Consider the following 17,643-nt stretch of genomic DNA (forward strand, 5'->3'; position numbering starts at 1 on the left):
AAAAAAACTTTCAGAAAATTGTTGAGTTTTGTTTTTGTTGCGGGTAGAGTCGATATCAAGTTGAAAATTTTCATGAAAAATTTATTGAACGATTTTTTTCATGAGCGTACCCGGGATATCCATGAAGCCAAACGCCTCTTCCGCCAGCCAACGCGATTATGCCTCGCCGGAGATCGCGTTTGCAGAGTCAGCGCTGGGACGCGCGCTGCTCATGGTGCTGTCGGACGGTTCCGCTTCCCATCGCGCCATCGCCGATTACCTGCTGCGCAACCATGTGCGCGTGACGGCGCTCGGCATCGGCGAGCTGGCAGAGAGCTGCGGCGTGTCGGCCGCCACCATCAGCCGCTTTGCCCGCGACATCGGCTTCAAGAACTATTCGGCCATGCGCAATGAAGTGGCCACCACGCTGCAGTCGGTCCTGCAGCCGGTGGACAAGCTGCGCAACAACATCGGGCGCAAGGCCGGTCCCATGGCGCCGGCACTGGAAAGCCTGGATTACGCGGCCGCCAACGTCAAGTCCTGCAGCCAGGCGCTCGACATGCGCGACCTGGAGCATATCGTGACTGCGCTGACGAGGGCGCGCGCCGTGTATGTGCTGGGCTTTGGACTGTCCTCGCAGCTGGCCGGCATGCTGGCGCTGCACCTGCAGCCATTTTGCCAGCAGGTGATTGAGGTGGCCGGGCAGGGCGGCACCGAGATCGCTGCCGGCCATTTGGCCAACATCACCTCGCGCGACGTGCTGGTCGTGATCTCCTTTCCGCGCTATTCGGCCGACGTGATCCGGCTGGCGCAGTTCGCGCGCGAACGTGAAGCGTGCGTGGTGTCGATGACCGATTCGCCCGCCTCGGCCCTGGCCAAGATCGCCACCTATGTCCTTTATGCGCACAGCAGCCACCCCGTGCTTCCCAGCAGCGCCAGCGCCGCCATTGCCCTGATCGAGGCGCTGGTGGTCACGCTCATGGTGTCAAACCGCGACAACGTGGCCAAGGCGGCGCGCCTGACCGACGCCATCTCGGCCTGGCTGGCCGGCACCGATACAGATTTCAGCAGCACCCACGACGGCAAGCGCCGCCTGCCAGTTCGATCCAAAAAGCAGTTAAGAAAACCACAGGAGTAAGGACATGAAACAGCACTACACCCAGCAGCCAGCGCGGTCTGCTCTGGCCGCCGCATTGGCTGCCGCTTTTGGCATGGCTTCCCAGGCAGCAGTGGCGCAGGAGACAGCGCCGCAGCCACCGGCCAAGATCCAGCGCGTGGAGATCACCGGCTCGTCCATCAAGCGCCTTGATAACGAGACGGCGCTGCCGGTGCAGGTAGTGCGGCGCGAAGACATTGAAAAGAGCGGTGTTACCACGGCTGCCGAGCTGTTGAAGAACATCAGCGCCAACACGGCGCCCCTGTCCGATGGCGCCAGCATTACAGACGGTACCTCTGGCCAGCGCGGCTTCAACGGCGCCAACCTGCGCGGCCTTGGCGTGTCGTCCACCCTGGTGCTGCTCAATGGCCGGCGCCTGGCCAATTTCGCCTCCCCTGGCGACAATGCCGGCGTGGACCTGAACAACATCCCGGCCGGCGCCATCCAGCGCGTGGAAATCCTCAAGGACGGCGCTTCGGCCATTTATGGTACCGATGCCATCGGCGGTGTCATCAACTTCATCACCCGCAAGGATTACCGCGGCGCCGACCTCAATCTGTCGGTGGCCGGCACCCAGGATGGCGGCGCCGGCAAGCGCACCGCCAGCATCAGCGGCGGCGTGGGCAGCCTCACCACCGACCGCTTCAACGTGTTTGGCGTGCTTGATGTGCAGCAGCTCGACGCGCTGCGCTCGTCGCAGCGCAGCTTCATCGCCGAGCGCCCGCTGGCCACCACCCTGCCGGCCCTCATGTCGAGCAATACCTACCCGGCCAATATCGATATCTCCAGCAGCCAGCGCAATGCCCTCATTGCCGCCGGCGCCCTGCCGGCCGGCAGCACGCGCAACCGCATCAACCCGAGCGCGCCGGACTGCAATCCCCCGGCCACCGTCTATGCACCCCAGGGTCCCGGCGGCCCGCTGGGCTGCAGCTACGACTACATGCAAGATACCGAGCTCTATCCGGAGTCGCGCAAGATCGGCTTCATTGGCCGCGCCACGTTCCAGGTCAATCCGGATCACCAGCTGTTTGCTGAACTGGTGCAGTCGCAGGCTGACAGCCGCTATGTCCTCAGCCCCAATCCCATCCGTATCCGCAACCTGGCCGTCGAGCGCCTGCCTGCCGCATACGCAGGACCACTGGCCGCGGCCGGTCACACCTCGGTCAGTGGTATCCGCTACCGCATGACGGAGGCCGGCAACCGCACCAACGAAGTAGAAAGCCGCGCCCAGCGCCTGGTGCTCGGAGCCAGCGGCATGGTCAACGGCTGGGACTACGACGCCGGCATCAGCCGCGCCGAGAACCGGGCGGTGGACAAATATGTCGATGGCTACGTGCTGTTCGACCGCTTCGATGCCGCGGTGCGAGACGGCACCATCAACCCCTTCGGCCCGTCGGGCCAGGCGGGCAGGGACCTGATCAACAATATCAGGGTCAACGATGCGGCGCGCAGTTCCAGGGGCGTCTCGACGGCAATCGATGGCAAGGTATCGAAGTCGCTCATGACCCTGGCCGGTGGCGACCTGGCGCTGGCCGTGGGCGCCGAGGCGCGCCGCGAGACCACCAGCTTCACCCCGTCGGCGCTGCTGCTGTCCAATAATATCGCCGGTGACCGCGCCAGCGGTGCGGCCGACCTGGTGGCCACGCGCGACCAGCGCAAGGTGTATTCGGTGTTCACCGAACTCAATGCCCCACTGAGCAAGACACTGGAAGTGCAGCTGGCGCTGCGCCACGACGACTACAGCGAGGTCGGGTCCACCACCAATCCAAAGATTGGCGTGCGCTGGCAGCCAATGCCCACGCTGCTGCTGCGCGGCTCGGCCAACACGGGCTTTCGCGCGCCTTCGCTGGCAGACCTGAACCGTCCGGCCACCTTTGGCAGCGCCGCCAGCTTCCTGACCGATCCCGAATGCGTGAGCACGGGCCTGGACACGATCGACGGCTGCACCGACCAGTACCCGGTGGAGCGCCGCTCCAACCCCAATCTGAAACCGGAAACCTCGCGCCAGTTCGCGCTCGGCGCGGTGTGGGATGTCAGCAAGCAGCTCAACCTGGCGCTCGACTACTGGAACATCGAAAAGAAGGACGTCATCAGCACCCTGGGCGAGCAGATCATCGTCGACAGCCCGCAAAAGTACAACGGCACCTATATCCAGCGCGATCAGGATGGCTACATCAGCAACATCCTGCTGCAAAAGGAAAACCAGGGACGGCTCAAGACATCCGGCATCGATGTCGGCTTCGACTACCGCACGCCTGCCGCGCCGGCGGGCCGCTTCAGCATCAACATGAGTGGCACCCTGGTGCTAAAATATGACCGCCAGTTTGGCCCCCTGGAGCCGGACCGCAGCAATCTTGGCCTGTTCCTCAACGACCAGGTGATCCAGAAATGGCGCCACCGTATCAGCTTTGGCTACGACCGGCAGGGCATCAACGTCACCCTGGCCAATCAATATTCGTCATCGTATGTGGACCAGAACACGACGTACGACCCGGCCAGCAATACGCTGCTGCCATCGCGCCGGGTGGCTGCCTATTCGCTGTGGGACCTGACGGGAAGCTATGAACTGAGCAAGAGCCTGAAGCTGCGGGCGGGTGTGCTCAACGTCCTTGACAAGGCGCCCCCGTTCTCGAATCAGGCGTATTATTTTTTGGCCGGTTATGATCCCACGTACACCGACCCTCGCGGACGCAGTGCGTTTGCGAGCTTGAACTACTCATTCAGATAGAAAGAACCACGCATGTTCACTTTGGCCCGCCGTTGTGCATTTGTTTTACTGGCGCTCGCCACGGCGGGGCAGGGCGTGGCCCAGGTCGCGCAGCCCGCCGCAGTACCGGCTGAGGCCAAGGTGCAGCCGGAAATCAAGGCCCAGGAAGCGCCCAAGCCGCCCGCGCCGGCCGAAGTCAAGGACAGCCGCGCAGCGGCCAGCGCGCCCAAGGGCACGCTGGTGATCATCGGGGGTGGCCTGCGGGGCGAGAATGAACCCGTGTGGGAACGCATCGTGGAGCTGGCGGGGGGCAGGGGCGCCCGCATCGCGGTATTCGGCTCGGCCTCGGCCAATCCGGAGCGGGCGGCCCGGCTGGATGCCCAGCGCCTCAACTTTTATGGCGCCGATGCGTTCGTGGTGCCGGTCGCGGTGCGCCTGAAGGGTACCGACTACCGGGCTGCCGCCGAAGACAAGGAGCTGGCCGCCAAGGTGGCCTCGGCAGCTGGAGCCTATTTTGTCGGCGGCGACCAGGCCCGCATCACCCAGGCCCTGCGCAGGCCTGACGGCAGCAGTACCCTCATGCTGGACTCGCTGTGGCATATGTACCGGCGCGGCGGCGTCATCGCCGGCACCAGTGCCGGTGCCGCCATCATGAGTTCGACCATGTTCTACAACGTGCGGTCGGTGCTGAGTACCCTCAAACGGGGCGTGGCCGACGGCATGGAGATGGCGCCGGGCCTGGGCTTCATTGGCGATGATGTTTTTGTCGACCAGCACCTGCTGGTGCGCGGCCGATTTGCGCGCATGCTGCCGGTAATGCTGGCCAAGGGTTACAAGCTTGGTCTCGGTATCGATGAAAACACGGCCATGATCGTGTATCCCAATCGGGAAGTGGAAGTCATTGGCTACAAGGGTGCGCTGCTGATCGACCTGCGGAACGCCTCCAGCGTGCCGGGCACCTTCAATGTCAGCAACGCCAGGCTCAGTTATATCGACAATGGCGACCGCTTCAACATCGGCACCCACACGTTCACGCCGTCCCCCGACAAGGCGGGCGGCAAGTTCGATCCGTCCAACCCTTATTACATCGGGCCGCTGTTTACGGCCGATGTGCTGGGACACACCACCATTGTCGACCTGATGACAAAACTGATCGACAGCGACCAGCCGGACGCCATTGGCATCGCCTTTGGCAGCCCGCGCGACCTGCAGGCCGATCTGGGATTCGAGTTCCGCCTGTCGCGCGTGAATGACAGCGTGGGTTACGCTTCCGCGATTGCTGACGCCTACTCCGTCTACAACATCCGGCTCGACGTCAAGCCCATCAAGATCCAGCAGCCGTTCTACCAATACCGGTAAAGCTTGCGCCTCCGGCGGAGCCTATTAGAATGGCAGGCATTTCCACGTCTGCAAGGATACCTGCCATGTCATTACTGCCGTTCCGATTGCTGGCCGCCGCGCTGGCGCTCCTGTTGTCAGCTGCCGCCGGCGCCCAGCCGCCGGCCACCGTGCGCGTGGACTACCATCACAGCGGTAATGCGCTGTCGGATCACTACGCGCTGGAACGGGTGGTCATCGAACCGCTGCCTTGGCCGGGCAACCTGGCCAGGAATATCGATACCACCGGCCGCGGGCAAAACATGGTGGAGGTGGTGGACGCCAAAACGGGCGACGTAATCTATTCGCGCGGCTTTTCCACGATCTTTGGCGAATGGCGCACCACTGAGGAAGCGGGCAAGATGAACCGGGGCTTCCAGGAGTCGGTGCGCTTTCCCAAGCCTGCCGCGCCGGTCAAGGTGCGCATCCTCAAGCGCGACGAGCGCAATCAGTTTTCAGTGGCCTGGAGCGTCAACATCGACACCGACGCGCCCGAGGTGGTGCGCAAGCAGGAGCCGGCACCGGCCCGTCCCATTCCCATCCGTGTCAGCGGACCCTCGCCGGGCAAGGTGGACCTGCTGGTGATGGGGGACGGCTACACCGCCGCTGACATGAAAAAATTCGAGGCCGACGCCACCCGCCTGGCCAATTATCTGTTCACCGTCTCGCCTTTCAAGGAGCGGGCAGGCGACTTCAATGTGTGGGGCATCGCCGTGCCGACCCAGGAGTCTGGCGTGTCGCGTCCTTCCACCGGTGTGCACCGGGCGTCGGCACTGGGCACGCGCTACGACATTTTTGGCAGTGAGCGCTATGTGCTCACGCTCGACAACCGCGCCCTGCGCGAGATTGCCCAGCATGCGCCCTATGAATTCATCGAAATCCTCGTCAATAACGAGACCTACGGCGGCGGAGGCATCTTTGGCCAGTTCAGCACCGCCGCTGCCGGCAATGACTGGGCCAACTACCTGTTTGTCCATGAATTCGGCCACCATTTCGCCGGCCTGGCCGACGAGTACTACACTTCGCCGGTGGCATACGCGCCGGCCAGCGGGCGCATGGAGCCGTGGGAGCCGAACGTGACGGCCTTGCGCGATCCGGCCAATCTCAAATGGCGACACCTGGTCAAGGCTGGCACTGCCCTGCCCACGCCCTGGCCAAAGGCGCCTTACGAAGAAGCGTCGCGCGCCGATCAGAAGCGCCGCGCTCAACTGCGCGCGGACAAGCGCCCAGAAGCTGAAATGAGTGCGCTGTTCCGGCAGGAGCTCGATCGTACCAACCAGCTGTTTTCGAGCGCGCCGCACCGGCATGAGGTGGGGGCATTTGAAGGCGCCAATTATGAGGCCAAGGGTTTTTACCGGCCGCAGATGCAGTGCCTGATGTTTGACCGGAGTGAAAGATTCTGTAAAGTATGTAACGCCGGGGTGGCTGAAATCATCGATCTCTACAGTACAGGCGCTCGTTAACGCCCGTGGTTGAGGGCGGTCTGGCGCGCAGGCCGCCCTGTTACACATTATTTTATCGCCTGTCATTACGTGCGCTGACGTACAGACCATGTTGTCCTTAAACCATATTCTGGGTTCATGCCTCAGCGAAACAAGCGCCGGGGCAAGTAAATGGACGGTACAAACGTCCACAACTATAAAAAAACCCGCCATATACATTTTAAGGAAATCACCATGAACAAACTGCTCGCCACCCTGATCTCAGGCCTGATTGCCACCTCCGCTTACGCCCAGACCACGGCGACGACCACCACCGTCAACGCGCCTGCCACATCGGCCGTCATCAAGGCAACCGCTGAAGCGCGCGAAGACATCGTGAAAGCTGAAGGCAAGGAAGCGAAGAAGGTCGTCAAGGCCGACGAAAAGGCCACCAAGGCAGTCATGAAGGCTGACGAAAAGAAGACCAAGGCAGTGGCCGAAGCGCACGAAGAACACGCTGAAGCCATGACCAAGGTTGCCAAGGCCGACCCGGAAGACAAGATGAAAGTTGAAGCCAAGGCCGAGAAAAAAGTCGCCAAGGCCAACCTGACGGCCGAGAAAAAAATGATCAACGCCGACGAAAAAGCAGCCAAGGCAGTGATCGATGCCAGCGCAGAGAAGGCCCGTGCTGCCGCCAAGACCGCGGAAGTGAAGGCCGAAGCGAGCGCCGACATCAAGAAAGCGGCAGCCAAGTAACTGGCGTGCACTAAAAAAAACGGAGCCGCGGCTCCGTTTTTTTCTTTACAGCGGCTTGAGCGTGATCGCCTTGACCTTGGCGGCCAGCGCCTTGCCTTTGCGCGCCCGTTTGCCGAAATGGACCGCCAGACCAGACGCAGACAGGTCGACTTCGCGCGGCTTGTTGCCGGCCCAGGTGCCGTGCACGCTCACGCCTTTCTGGCTGATTGGCTGCACTGCCAGCAGCTTTTCCTTGTCTTCCAGTTCCATCAGCGTCACGCCGCGCCCACCGTTGGACAGGGTTTTCAGTTCGTCCATGCCGAACACCAGCAGGCGGCCCTTCTCCGACAGGCAGGCCACGGCGCTGGCCGTTGCGGGTATGACGCGCGGCGGCAGCGGAACGGCGCCATCGTCAAGCGTCATGAACGACTTGCCGCCTTTGAGGCGGCTGACCATGTCGCCTGCCTTGGCCGCAAAGCCGTAGCCGGCGGTCGAGGCCATAAGCAGGGTAGTGGCCGCGCTGCCGGCAAAATAGTGCAGGATGCGGGCGCCGCCTGACAGATCGACCAGCGTGGTCACCGGCACGCCATCGCCACGGGCACCGGGCAGCGCCGCCACCGGCACCGAGTACACCTTGCCGTTGTCGCCGAAACCGAGCAGGGTATCGACCGTGCGGCATTCAAAGGCGCCATACAGCGCGTCGCCCGCCTTGAAGGTGAACTGTGTCACATCGTGGCCGATGCCAGTGCGTGCACGTACCCAGCCTTTTTCCGAAATGATGACCGTCACCGGCTCATCGATCACCTTCTGCTCGGCCGAAGCGCGCTGCGCTTCTTCGATCAGGGTACGGCGGCCATCGCCAAACTGCTTGGCGTCGGCCTCGATTTCCTTGATGATCACGCGCTTCATGGTCGACGGATTGTCGAGGATGTCCTGCAGCGTGCCCTTTTCCTTGCGCAGCTCGGCCAGCTCCTGCTGGATCTTGATGGTCTCCAGGCGCGCCAGCTGGCGCAGGCGGATTTCCAGGATATCTTCGGCCTGGCGGTCCGACAGGCGAAATTCCGCGATCAGTGCCGCCTTCGGTTCGTCCGAATTGCGGATGATGTGGATCACCTTGTCGATATTGAGCAGGACCGCCTCGCGGCCTTCCAGGATATGGATGCGGTCATCGACCTTGCCCATCCTGAACTCGGTCCGGCGGCGTACCGTCACGAAACGGAACTCGATCCATTCCTGCAGGATTTCGCTCAAGCCTTTCTGGCGCGGGCGGCCATCGCCGCCAATCATCACCAGGTTGATCGAGTTGGACGACTCCAGCGACGTATGCGCCAGCAGCATGAGCATGAACTCGTTCTGGTCCTGGTTCTTGGACTTGGGCTCGAACACCAGGCGCACCGGCGCGGCGCGGCCCGATTCATCGCGGATCGAATCGAGGGAGCCGAGGATGAGCTGCTTCTGGGTGAGCTGTTCGGGCGAAAGCGCTTTCTTGCCCATCTTGATCTTGGGGTTGGTGAGTTCCTCGATCTCTTCCAGCACCTTCTGGGCCGAGGTCCCGGGCGGCAGTTCGTGGACCACTGCCTGCCACTGGCCGCGCGCCAGTTCTTCGATCTTCCAGCGCGCGCGCACTTTCATCGAACCGCGGCCGGTGGCGTACATTTCCGTGATCTGCGACGGCGGCGTGATGATCTGGCCGCCGCCCGGGAAGTCCGGCCCCGGCATGATGGCCATCAGTTCCGCGTGGGTGATCTTGGGGTTGCGGATCATCGCCACCGTGGCCTGGGCCACTTCCGTGAGGTTGTGCGACGGGATTTCTGTGGCCAGGCCCACGGCAATGCCGGAGGCGCCGTTGAGCAGCATCATGGGCAGGCGCGCAGGCAGCAGGCGCGGCTCCTTCCATTCACCGTCGTAGTTGGACTGGAAGTCCACCGTGCCCTGATCGATTTCATCGAGCAGCAGGCGCGCCACAGGCGTCAGGCGCGCTTCCGTGTAGCGCATGGCCGCAGCGCCGTCGCCATCACGCGAGCCGAAGTTGCCCTGGCCATCGATAAGCGGGTAGCGCAGCGAGAAGTCCTGCGCCATGCGCACCAGCGCATCGTAAATCGACTGGTCGCCGTGCGGGTGCAGCTTACCCATCACTTCACCGACCACGGCAGCCGACTTGCGCGGCTTGGTGGTGGAACCCAGGCCCAGTTCATTCATCGTGTACAGGATGCGGCGCTGGACCGGCTTCTGGCCGTCACACACGTCCGGCAGCGCGCGGCCCTTGACCACCGATACGGCGTAGTCAAGGTAGGCGCGTTCGGCAAAGGTGGACAGCGTCAGCGTTTCGCCGTCATCCGGCGGCGGTGGCGGTGGTTGTTCAAAAAGATTTGCTTGGTCCATGGTGCTTATGAAAATTGATGTTGATTGGTCTCGGCTCGCGCCATGTTAACGACCATAAAAAAGGCGATGGCCACCAGGGCTACCGTGAGCCCGTGCATGGTGCCGATGCTCGCATTCGAACCTTCGAACGCAGCGAACACGAACTTCATCGCATAGTTTGCGATGATGAGGGCAAAGAACGGGTGAAAGCTGGGGCGCGAGAGCAGCATGCCGGCTACCGTCCAGGCCCAGGCAAGCGGTGGCAGGATGGCAGGAATATCGTCCAGCGCAAAGGTCCCCAGCAGCGCAATGGCGGCGCCCGCGATCCAGATCGCGCGCACCGGGGCAAACCATTCGTCCGGCAGGCGCAGGTAGGACATGAAGTCGGCCCCGCCACGGTTAAAAATGAGCTGCAGTCCGAGCGCGGCAGCGATACAGGCCGTATAGCCGAATGCCCCGAACTGGGTCTGCGCCAGCAGGTAGCCAAGGCCCGCCGCCAGCGCCCCAAACAAGGCCAGCGTGGGCCAGTTGTAGACGGCGGAATTGGCGAACAGGCCAACCAGTACGCTGCCGACCATCATGATGGATACTGCATACACCGATCCCTGCGATGGGTCCCGGATGAACATGCACAGTGTCGCAAACAAATACACCCCGAGCCAGCCGAATTGCCAGGCCGGCTGGTAGCGATGGTGAGCAAGGACTTGTAAGGCCTGTTCGTGGAAGCCGGCAAGTACCTTTGGCCGGCGGAATGCAACCCATGCTATCGTCCCGAAGCACAAGGCCTGTGCGATGAACAGTGCTGAAAACGCGTGTTCCATTTGCCCGCTTTGCCAAAGTCCCCCTAGAGCGAGAGCCCATAGGAATACGCCCAGGATGCCGGAGACAACGGCGGTATCGACAAAATAGCGCTTGCCTTCGACGCGCGTCTCCCATGCTTCGACCACATCGGCATTGAGCTTGAGGTCCAGCATTTCAGGATGCTGCCAGCGCACGTGGGCCAGCAACTGGCGCATGCGCCGTGTGAAGCTGGCGCTGACTGTCCACTCGAACGTCTTGACCGGGGCTTGCGACAACAGCAGGCGCACCACGTCGTCATTGGGCGCGAGCGCGCGAAAGCTTTCATAAGAACGATATGCGCGCAGGCGACCGAGCGTGGCCGCGGTTTCGTCGGGCATCTGGCGGGCGACGAAGCTGGCGTCCTCCTCCCACCGAAAATAATCCGCCACTTCCGCGCGGAATTCGTCGTCGCACCCTTCTGCGGCGCAGTACTGCAGCGCGCACAGCTCGAAGCAGTCGCGCACCTGCAGGTCCACCAGGGCGTCGCTGGCGGCAAGCGTCTGTAAATGCGCGCCCGCGTGGCGGGTGGCGCCGGGAAGGAATTCGGCCCACACGCCGCGCGCCCGGGACATTGGCGCCTCGGCTTGCGGCACGCTGGCCGGGTCGAACTCGTACACCGCCTGGTAGACCGGCCCTTCATCCGCAGCAGGCAGGGGCTGGGGCGATACGCTGGCGCTGCCGTCTGCCTCGATATCATCCTGCGCACTTGCCTGCTGCGCCATGCGCAGCACCGTTTCGTAGGCATCGCGCAGTTCCTGGAACGCCGCGGCGTTGTCTTCCGGGCGGGTGACCTTCAGCCGCTTCGCATAGGCGCGCTTGATTTCGCGCTCGTCGGTCGTGGCGCGGATACCGAGGACGGTCCAGGGATTCACAGGAACAGGCCTCCTTCGAGCTGGCGCATCATCTGTACCAGCGACTCGCGGGCCCGGCGCTCGGCGACCGGCTCCTGCTTGTCCAGGGTTGACTGGAACGCGGCCACATACTGCGCCAGCACTTCGCGCTCGTGGCCCAGCAACTGTTCGTACAGGCGGTCGGCCTGCGCCACCAGGGTGCGGTTTTCCATGCGGTCGCGCGGATGGATCTTGAGCGCCGCCAGTTCTGTCAGGCGTTTTTCCACTTCCTGGGGTGTCATGACGCCGGCGTTTTCGGTGATGACCAGCTTGTGCTTTTCCTGCGTTGGCAGCACCGTGACCTCGGCCTCCAGAACCCCGCTCACGTCATAGGTAAAGCGCACGTCTGCCGTCACCTCGCCAGCCTTTTTGGACTGGATGGGGAAGGTCAGCGTGCCAAGGTAGATATTGTCCGAGATCAGGCGCGATTCGCCCTGGTACACCTTGACCGACAGTTCGCGCTGGAAGTCGGCGATGGTCGCCACGTTTTCGACCCGCGACACCGGCACCGTGGAATTGCGCTCGATGATGGGCAGGAAATGGCCGCCCTCGAACTGATTCGGCCCCACCTGGCGCGCGATGCCGATACCGAGCGAATAGGGGGCGACGTCCGTCATCACCACTTCGTCCAGCGCAGCGTCGCGCATCTTGAGGCCGGCCTGTACCGCGGCGCCCAGTGCAATGGCCTCGTCGGGATCGAGATGGATCATCGGGAAGCGGCCAAACATGCGCGAGGCGAGCTTGCGCACCAGGGGCATGCGCGTGGCGCCGCCGGCCAGTACCACGGAATCGAGTTCGGACGCCTTGATGGTGGCATCGCGCAGGGCGCGTTCCACTGGTGTGCGCAGACGCTGCATGAGCGGCTCGCACAGGCGCGCCAGCGCGTCCTCGCTGCATTCCCAGCTATATTCAGCGCCCTCCCAGGCAAACGCCATGGTCGCTGCAGGGGACTCGGACAGGGCGCGCTTGACGCGCTCGGCCTCGTCGCGCAGGCGCTGTTTGCCGCTGCCGGAGAGCTCCTTGCCGCCCAGCGCCTTGGCCAACCCGCTATGCGTCATGAAGGCGTCTACCATCGCCGTGACGAAGTCTTCGCCGCCCAAGAAGTTATCACCGGCTGATGCGCGCACTTCCATGACGCCCTCGAACAACTCGAGGATCGAAACGTCAAACGTGCCCCCGCCAAGGTCGAACACCAGGAACTTGGTTTCGCGCTGGGTGTCCTGGATGCCGTAGGCCAGGGCGGCGGCGGTCGGCTCATTGAGTAGCCGCTCTACCTTCAGACCTGCCAGCTGGCCGGCCACGCGGGTCGCCTTGCGCTGCGCATCGCTGAAATAAGCCGGCACCGTGATGATCGCTTCCTCGACCTTGTGGCCCAAAAAAGCCTCGGCATCTTCCTTGAGCGAGCGCAGGACCATGGACGACAGCTCTTCCGGGCGGAAGGTCTGCTTGCCCAGCTGCGTCTTGCGCTCGCTGCCCATGTAGCGCTTGAACAGGGCAGTGGTCAGGTGCGGGTGGGTCTGCAGGCGCGCGCGCGCGGCCTCGCCCACCAGCACGGTGCCGTCGTCGTCCATGCCCACGCACGATGGGGTCAGGTGCTGGCCGAGCGCGTTGGGAATGATGCTTGCCTTCCCATCGCGCCAGACCGCCACCAGGCTGTTGGTGGTGCCAAGGTCAATCCCGATGATCATGTCAGATATCCGCTTCCGTTTCGTTTCCGTGTTCTTCGATCCAGGCGCGGCGCGCCGCCGCCTCGCCTTTACCCATCAGCATATTGAAGCGTGCCGACGAATCGACGTGGCTGAAGTCGCCGAGCGTGACAGGCAGGAGGCGCCGGGTGTCCGGGTTCATTGTTGTCTCCCAAAGCTGCTCCGCATTCATCTCGCCCAGGCCCTTGAAGCGCGAGATGCTCCACGCGCCTTCCTTGAGGCCTTCCTTGGACAGCTTGTCCTCGATGGCCAGCAGCTCGCCATCGTCGAGCGCATACAGTTTCTGGATCGGCTTCTTGCCGCGCGCCGGCGCATCGACCCGGTACAGGGGAGGGCGGGCGATGCAGATGTGGCCATGGTTGAACAAGGCCGGGAAGTGCTTGAAAAAGAGCGTGAGCAGCAACACCTGGATGTGCGAGCCGTCGACGTCAGCATCGGAGAGGATGCAGATCTTCCCGTAGCGAAGGCCGGACAGGTCGGGCGTGTCGCCATGGCTGTGCGGATCGACGCCGATGGCCACGGCGATATCGTGGATCTCGTTATTGGCAAACAGGCGGTCGCGGTCCGTCTCCCAGGAATTGAGCACCTTGCCGCGCAGGGGCAGGATCGCCTGGAACTCCTTGTCGCGGCCCATTTTGGCCGAGCCGCCGGCGGAGTCGCCCTCCACCAGGAAGATTTCGTTGCGGGTGATATCGGTGGACTCGCAATCAGTCAGCTTGCCCGGCAGGACAGCCACGCCCGAGGACTTCTTCTTCTCCACCTTTTGCAGGGAGCGCAGGCGTGACTGCGCCTGCTTGATCACCAGGTCGGCCAGCTTCTTGCCATATTCGACGTGCTGATTGAGCCACAGTTCGAGCGGCGGCTTGGTGAACGAGGACACCAGGCGCACTGCATCGCGCGAATTCAAGCGCTCCTTGATCTGGCCCTGGAACTGAGGGTCGAGCACCTTGGCCGACAACACGAACGACACGCGCGCGAACACGTCTTCCGGCAGCAGCTTGACGCCCTTGGGCAGCAGCGAATGCATCTCGGCGAACGACTTAACGGCGCCGTACAAGCCATCGCGCAGGCCCGATTCATGGGTGCCGCCGTTGGAAGTGGGGATCAGGTTCACATACGACTCGCGCACCACGGCGCCTTCCTCGGTCCAGGCTACCACCCATGCGGCGCCTTCGCCTTCGGCAAAGCCGTCCGTCTCGCCGTTGGAATACTGCGCCCCTTCGAACAAGGGGATCACGGTTTCGCCCCCGCTGCTGCTTTGCGCCAGCATCTCATTGAGGTAGCCGCGCAGACCTTCGTCGTACTTCCAGGTGGTGACGTCACCGGTCTTGGCATTGGTGAGGGTGACGGTCACGCCGGGCAGCAGGACAGCCTTGGAGCGCAGCAGGCGCTGGAGTTCGACCTGCGAGATGGCCGGTGAATCGAAGTACTTGGGATCGGGCCAGGCAGTGACCCGGGTGCCGCTCTTCTTGCCGTCGCGCGGGGCCGGGACCGACACCAGCGGCTCGACGACATCGCCGTGGGCGAACGCCATCTTGTGCAGGCCGTTGCCGTCCGGTTCCTTGCGCCACACCGTAATTGCGAGGCGGGTTGAGAGCGCGTTGGTGACCGACACGCCCACGCCGTGCAGGCCGCCGGAGAATGCATAGGCGCCGCCCGAGCCCTTGTCGAACTTGCCGCCGGCGTGCAGGCGCGTGAAGACGATTTCCACCGTCGGCACCTGCTCTTCTGGATGCAGGCCTACCGGGATCCCGCGGCCATCGTCTTCCACCGTAATCGAACCGTCGGCATTAAGGGTAACGGCGATATTTTTGCAGTGGCCGCCCAGCGCCTCGTCGGAAGCGTTGTCGATCACCTCCTGGATGATATGGAGGGGATTTTCGGTCCGGGTGTACATACCCGGTCGCTGTTTGACGGGTTCAAGCCCCTTGAGGACGCGGATGGATGATTCGCTGTAGTCGGATGCGGGTTTTTTGGTGGCCATGTCTGAATTCTTTATGCAAATGCCCGAGCATTCTATCTTGTCAGGCGGCAAAGTAAGGAAATTTGGCGCGAATCACTACTTGCCAGCCCGCTGGTTTGTGGTTAGATTCGTCAAAAGGTGTCGCAGAAGTATCAAATTGTCGAGGAATGCAAAAACTGCATGCACAAATATCCATTTGCCATACGCCTGACCGGATTTGGGCCTGAAGAAAGGCCGCGCATTGCCAATGCGCTGGCCAAGGCGCCTGTGGACGGGCCGGGGTATTTTTGCCTGCTCGAAGACAGTTTGCAAGACCCCGACCTCACGCTGACCAATGGGGACGACCTCAAGGCGCTGGCGCGGCTGATGGCGGTGGCCCCAACGGCGCTCGAGCCTGCCATTGTTGTAGGCAATGCCGTGCTGGACTTTCCCTACCCGCGCCTGGAGCGGCCGCTGGACTGGCCGCGCATGTTCGGCATGATGGACGAATTGTTGCAACGCCGTGCCGACGCCATGGCCCAGCTGACCGCGCGCGGGCTGCCTTTCCTGACCGAGCGGCGGCGCCGTCCGCGTCTGGACCTGGACGTGACCGACCCGGCCGAGTACGTCAAGCGTCGCAAGGCCGCGCCCAAGGGAGCGGTACTGATCGTGGATAAGAGTAACGCCTTGCGCGACCATCTGGCTGGGCTGATGGCGGGACGCGTGGTCGTGGAATGGACTGACACCGCAGCGGTAGCCGTGGAACAATGCGCGAAGGGCGAAGTATCGCTGGTGATGATCAACACCTCGACGCCGGCGATCGATCCGTATGGGCTTACGGCCGCGGTCAAGGCGCAGAAGGGGGGCGAGCGGATTGCCGTGGTACTGCTGGTGGGCAGCTCCTTCCATTATCACAGCGTGCGGGCCAAGGGCGTCGGCGTGCGCGGCATCCTCGACAAACCAGTTGCCGACCGCCATCTGGTCGCGACGCTCAAAAAGCTGCTGTCCTTGCCACTGTAGATACGGGTCCGCGCCACCCAATGTTTCCTACCCCCAGGGTCAGACCACTTAAACACAGCAAAATCAATTTCCTACCGCCAGGGTCAGACCACCGCACAAGGGGGACCACGGATTGCCGAACTTAAGTCAGCGATGTTTGAATCCTACGCCCATAAATTCGGAAAAAAAGAACTGGACAATATATTTGTGGGCGTCGATTTCCCGCCAATTGTTTCCCAACTGCGTGGTAGCTAAGCGGAAAACATTTTCTGAGATTTTTTTGTCTCATCATCGCTCACAATCAAGAAAAAATCTCGGGACTGTCCCATTTCCCTTCCTAATAACATTGCTTTAAGCGCGTTTAAGTGGTCTGACCCTGGTTTAAGGAAATTGATTTTAGCGTCTTTAAGTGGTCTGACCCCGATGGGGGTTGGCGGCGGGAATGTCGGTGTTGTGTTAGGTAGGGAACTTTCAATGTGCGTTTTGTTACATCTTTATATCGTGCGGCCGCTCAGGCGCGATATATTTATGGCATGCCAGAAAACGACAAGCCCGATCGGCGGGGGCCGCCCACCGAAAAGGATGGCGTCCCACACGTCACCCGCATCCCCGACAGACGCGCGCCCGAAGCCACGCCGCGCTATCTGAAGGAAAACGATACCCCGCTTTCGCTCGCCAAGAGAGTGATCAGCTCCCGCGTACGCGCCGTGCGCGACAAGATCGGCCGCGACTTCATGCGCCGGACCTTGCGCATCGGGGTCTCGGCACGCATCTTCCACCCCGAGCCAGGTTCCACTGGGCTGCGCAGCAAGAATCTGCAGTACCTCGAGGAATCCATCGCGCAGTGGGTCATGTCGCGCGATGTCCTGGTATTCATGGTCCCGACCGTCAATACCAATGGCCTGCTGCACCCGAGTAACATCACGATGCGTCATTACGCCAAGCATCTCGACGGCCTGGTGCTGCAGGGCGGTGCCGACGTCTCGCCGCAAACCTATTCCGAAACCGCCACCCGCCCCGAGTGGAGCGGCGACCGCGCCCGCGACTTGTACGAACTCGAACTGCTGCACGAATTCGTCGACGCCGGCAAGCCGGTGCTGGGCATTTGCCGCGGCTGCCAGCTCATCAATGTCGCCTTTGGCGGCACCCTGTATCAGGATGTGGCCACCAATCTGCCCGCCGCCCAGGCGCACGTGCATACCGATTATGACGCCCACCGCCATGCCATCACATTCCCGCCCGGCTCTTCGCTGGCGCGCATGTTCCCCAACGCGGACCGGCCCATCGTCAATTCGATCCATCACCAGGCCGTCAAGGACCTGGGCCGCGACATCATGATCGAGGCGATGTCCGACCCCGATGGCATCATCGAGGCGATCCGCTACCAGCGCGCCAGCTTTGTCATGGGCTTGCAGTGGCACCCCGAGTTCCACCGCGCCGGCGGCGTCGATCTGCTCGATTGCACGCCGATCCTGGACGAGTTCCTGCGCGCTGCGCGCGAAACACGCCTCTAGCCCCTAGCCCCTAGCC

11 protein-coding genes are annotated in these 17,643 nt (G+C 62.6%); 7 read left to right on the plus strand and 4 right to left on the minus strand.

The features are described 5' to 3' along the window. The first annotated feature begins 121 nt into the window (after positions 1–121). From KY495_RS12145 to KY495_RS12165, 5 genes are all read left to right on the plus strand, one after another. Positions 122–1,117 (plus strand): MurR/RpiR family transcriptional regulator, encoded by a 996-nt coding sequence (locus KY495_RS12145; protein WP_219883953.1) that lies wholly within the window; start codon positions 122–124, stop codon positions 1,115–1,117. A 4-nt stretch (positions 1,118–1,121) separates the two neighbouring features. Next, positions 1,122–3,863, plus strand: a complete 2,742-nt coding sequence (locus KY495_RS12150) for a TonB-dependent receptor (RefSeq protein WP_219883955.1) — start codon at positions 1,122–1,124, stop codon at positions 3,861–3,863. A gap of 12 nt (positions 3,864–3,875) precedes the next feature. Continuing rightward, positions 3,876–5,201 carry a cyanophycinase gene (locus KY495_RS12155; protein WP_219883957.1) on the plus strand — a complete coding sequence of 442 codons (1,326 nt, stop codon included), beginning with the start codon at positions 3,876–3,878 and terminating at the stop codon, positions 5,199–5,201. 65 nt (positions 5,202–5,266) lie between these two features. Then, positions 5,267–6,682, plus strand: coding sequence for an IgA Peptidase M64 (locus tag KY495_RS12160; protein WP_219883959.1), 1,416 nt, complete (start codon positions 5,267–5,269; stop codon positions 6,680–6,682). A gap of 213 nt (positions 6,683–6,895) precedes the next feature. Next, complete coding sequence (locus KY495_RS12165; RefSeq protein WP_219883961.1) at positions 6,896–7,396, plus strand: hypothetical protein; 501 nt, start codon at positions 6,896–6,898, stop codon at positions 7,394–7,396. Between the two features lie 45 nt (positions 7,397–7,441). On the opposite strand, the gene parC is transcribed toward KY495_RS12165, so the two are convergent. Genes parC through KY495_RS12185 form a run of 4 tightly spaced genes read right to left on the minus strand, consistent with a single transcriptional unit; the run spans position 7,442 to position 15,156 of the window. Then, positions 7,442–9,757, minus strand: coding sequence for a DNA topoisomerase IV subunit A (gene parC / locus KY495_RS12170; RefSeq protein WP_219883962.1), 2,316 nt, complete (start codon positions 9,755–9,757; stop codon positions 7,442–7,444). Between the two features lie 5 nt (positions 9,758–9,762). Further along, entirely contained in the window at positions 9,763–11,448 is a 1,686-nt protein-coding gene (locus KY495_RS12175; protein WP_219883963.1) for a J domain-containing protein, read from the minus strand. After that, entirely contained in the window at positions 11,445–13,154 is a 1,710-nt protein-coding gene (locus KY495_RS12180) for a molecular chaperone HscC (RefSeq protein ID WP_219883965.1), read from the minus strand. Before KY495_RS12180 ends, KY495_RS12175 begins: the two co-directional genes overlap by 4 nt. 1 nt (position 13,155) lies before the next feature. Next, positions 13,156–15,156: a DNA topoisomerase IV subunit B gene (locus KY495_RS12185; protein ID WP_219883966.1), complete on the minus strand. Its 2,001-nt coding sequence runs from the start codon at positions 15,154–15,156 to the stop codon at positions 13,156–13,158. 159 nt (positions 15,157–15,315) lie between these two features. On the opposite strand from KY495_RS12185, the gene KY495_RS12190 reads away from it, so the two are divergent. Continuing rightward, entirely contained in the window at positions 15,316–16,134 is an 819-nt protein-coding gene (locus KY495_RS12190; RefSeq protein WP_219883967.1) for a response regulator, read from the plus strand. Between the two features lie 512 nt (positions 16,135–16,646). Next, entirely contained in the window at positions 16,647–17,627 is a 981-nt protein-coding gene (locus KY495_RS12195) for a gamma-glutamyl-gamma-aminobutyrate hydrolase family protein (RefSeq protein ID WP_219883969.1), read from the plus strand. Positions 17,628–17,643 lie beyond the last annotated feature (16 nt).

The sequence above is a fragment of the Massilia sp. PAMC28688 genome, assembly GCF_019443445.1.
In the GTDB taxonomy this organism is placed as follows: domain Bacteria; phylum Pseudomonadota; class Gammaproteobacteria; order Burkholderiales; family Burkholderiaceae_D; genus Telluria_A.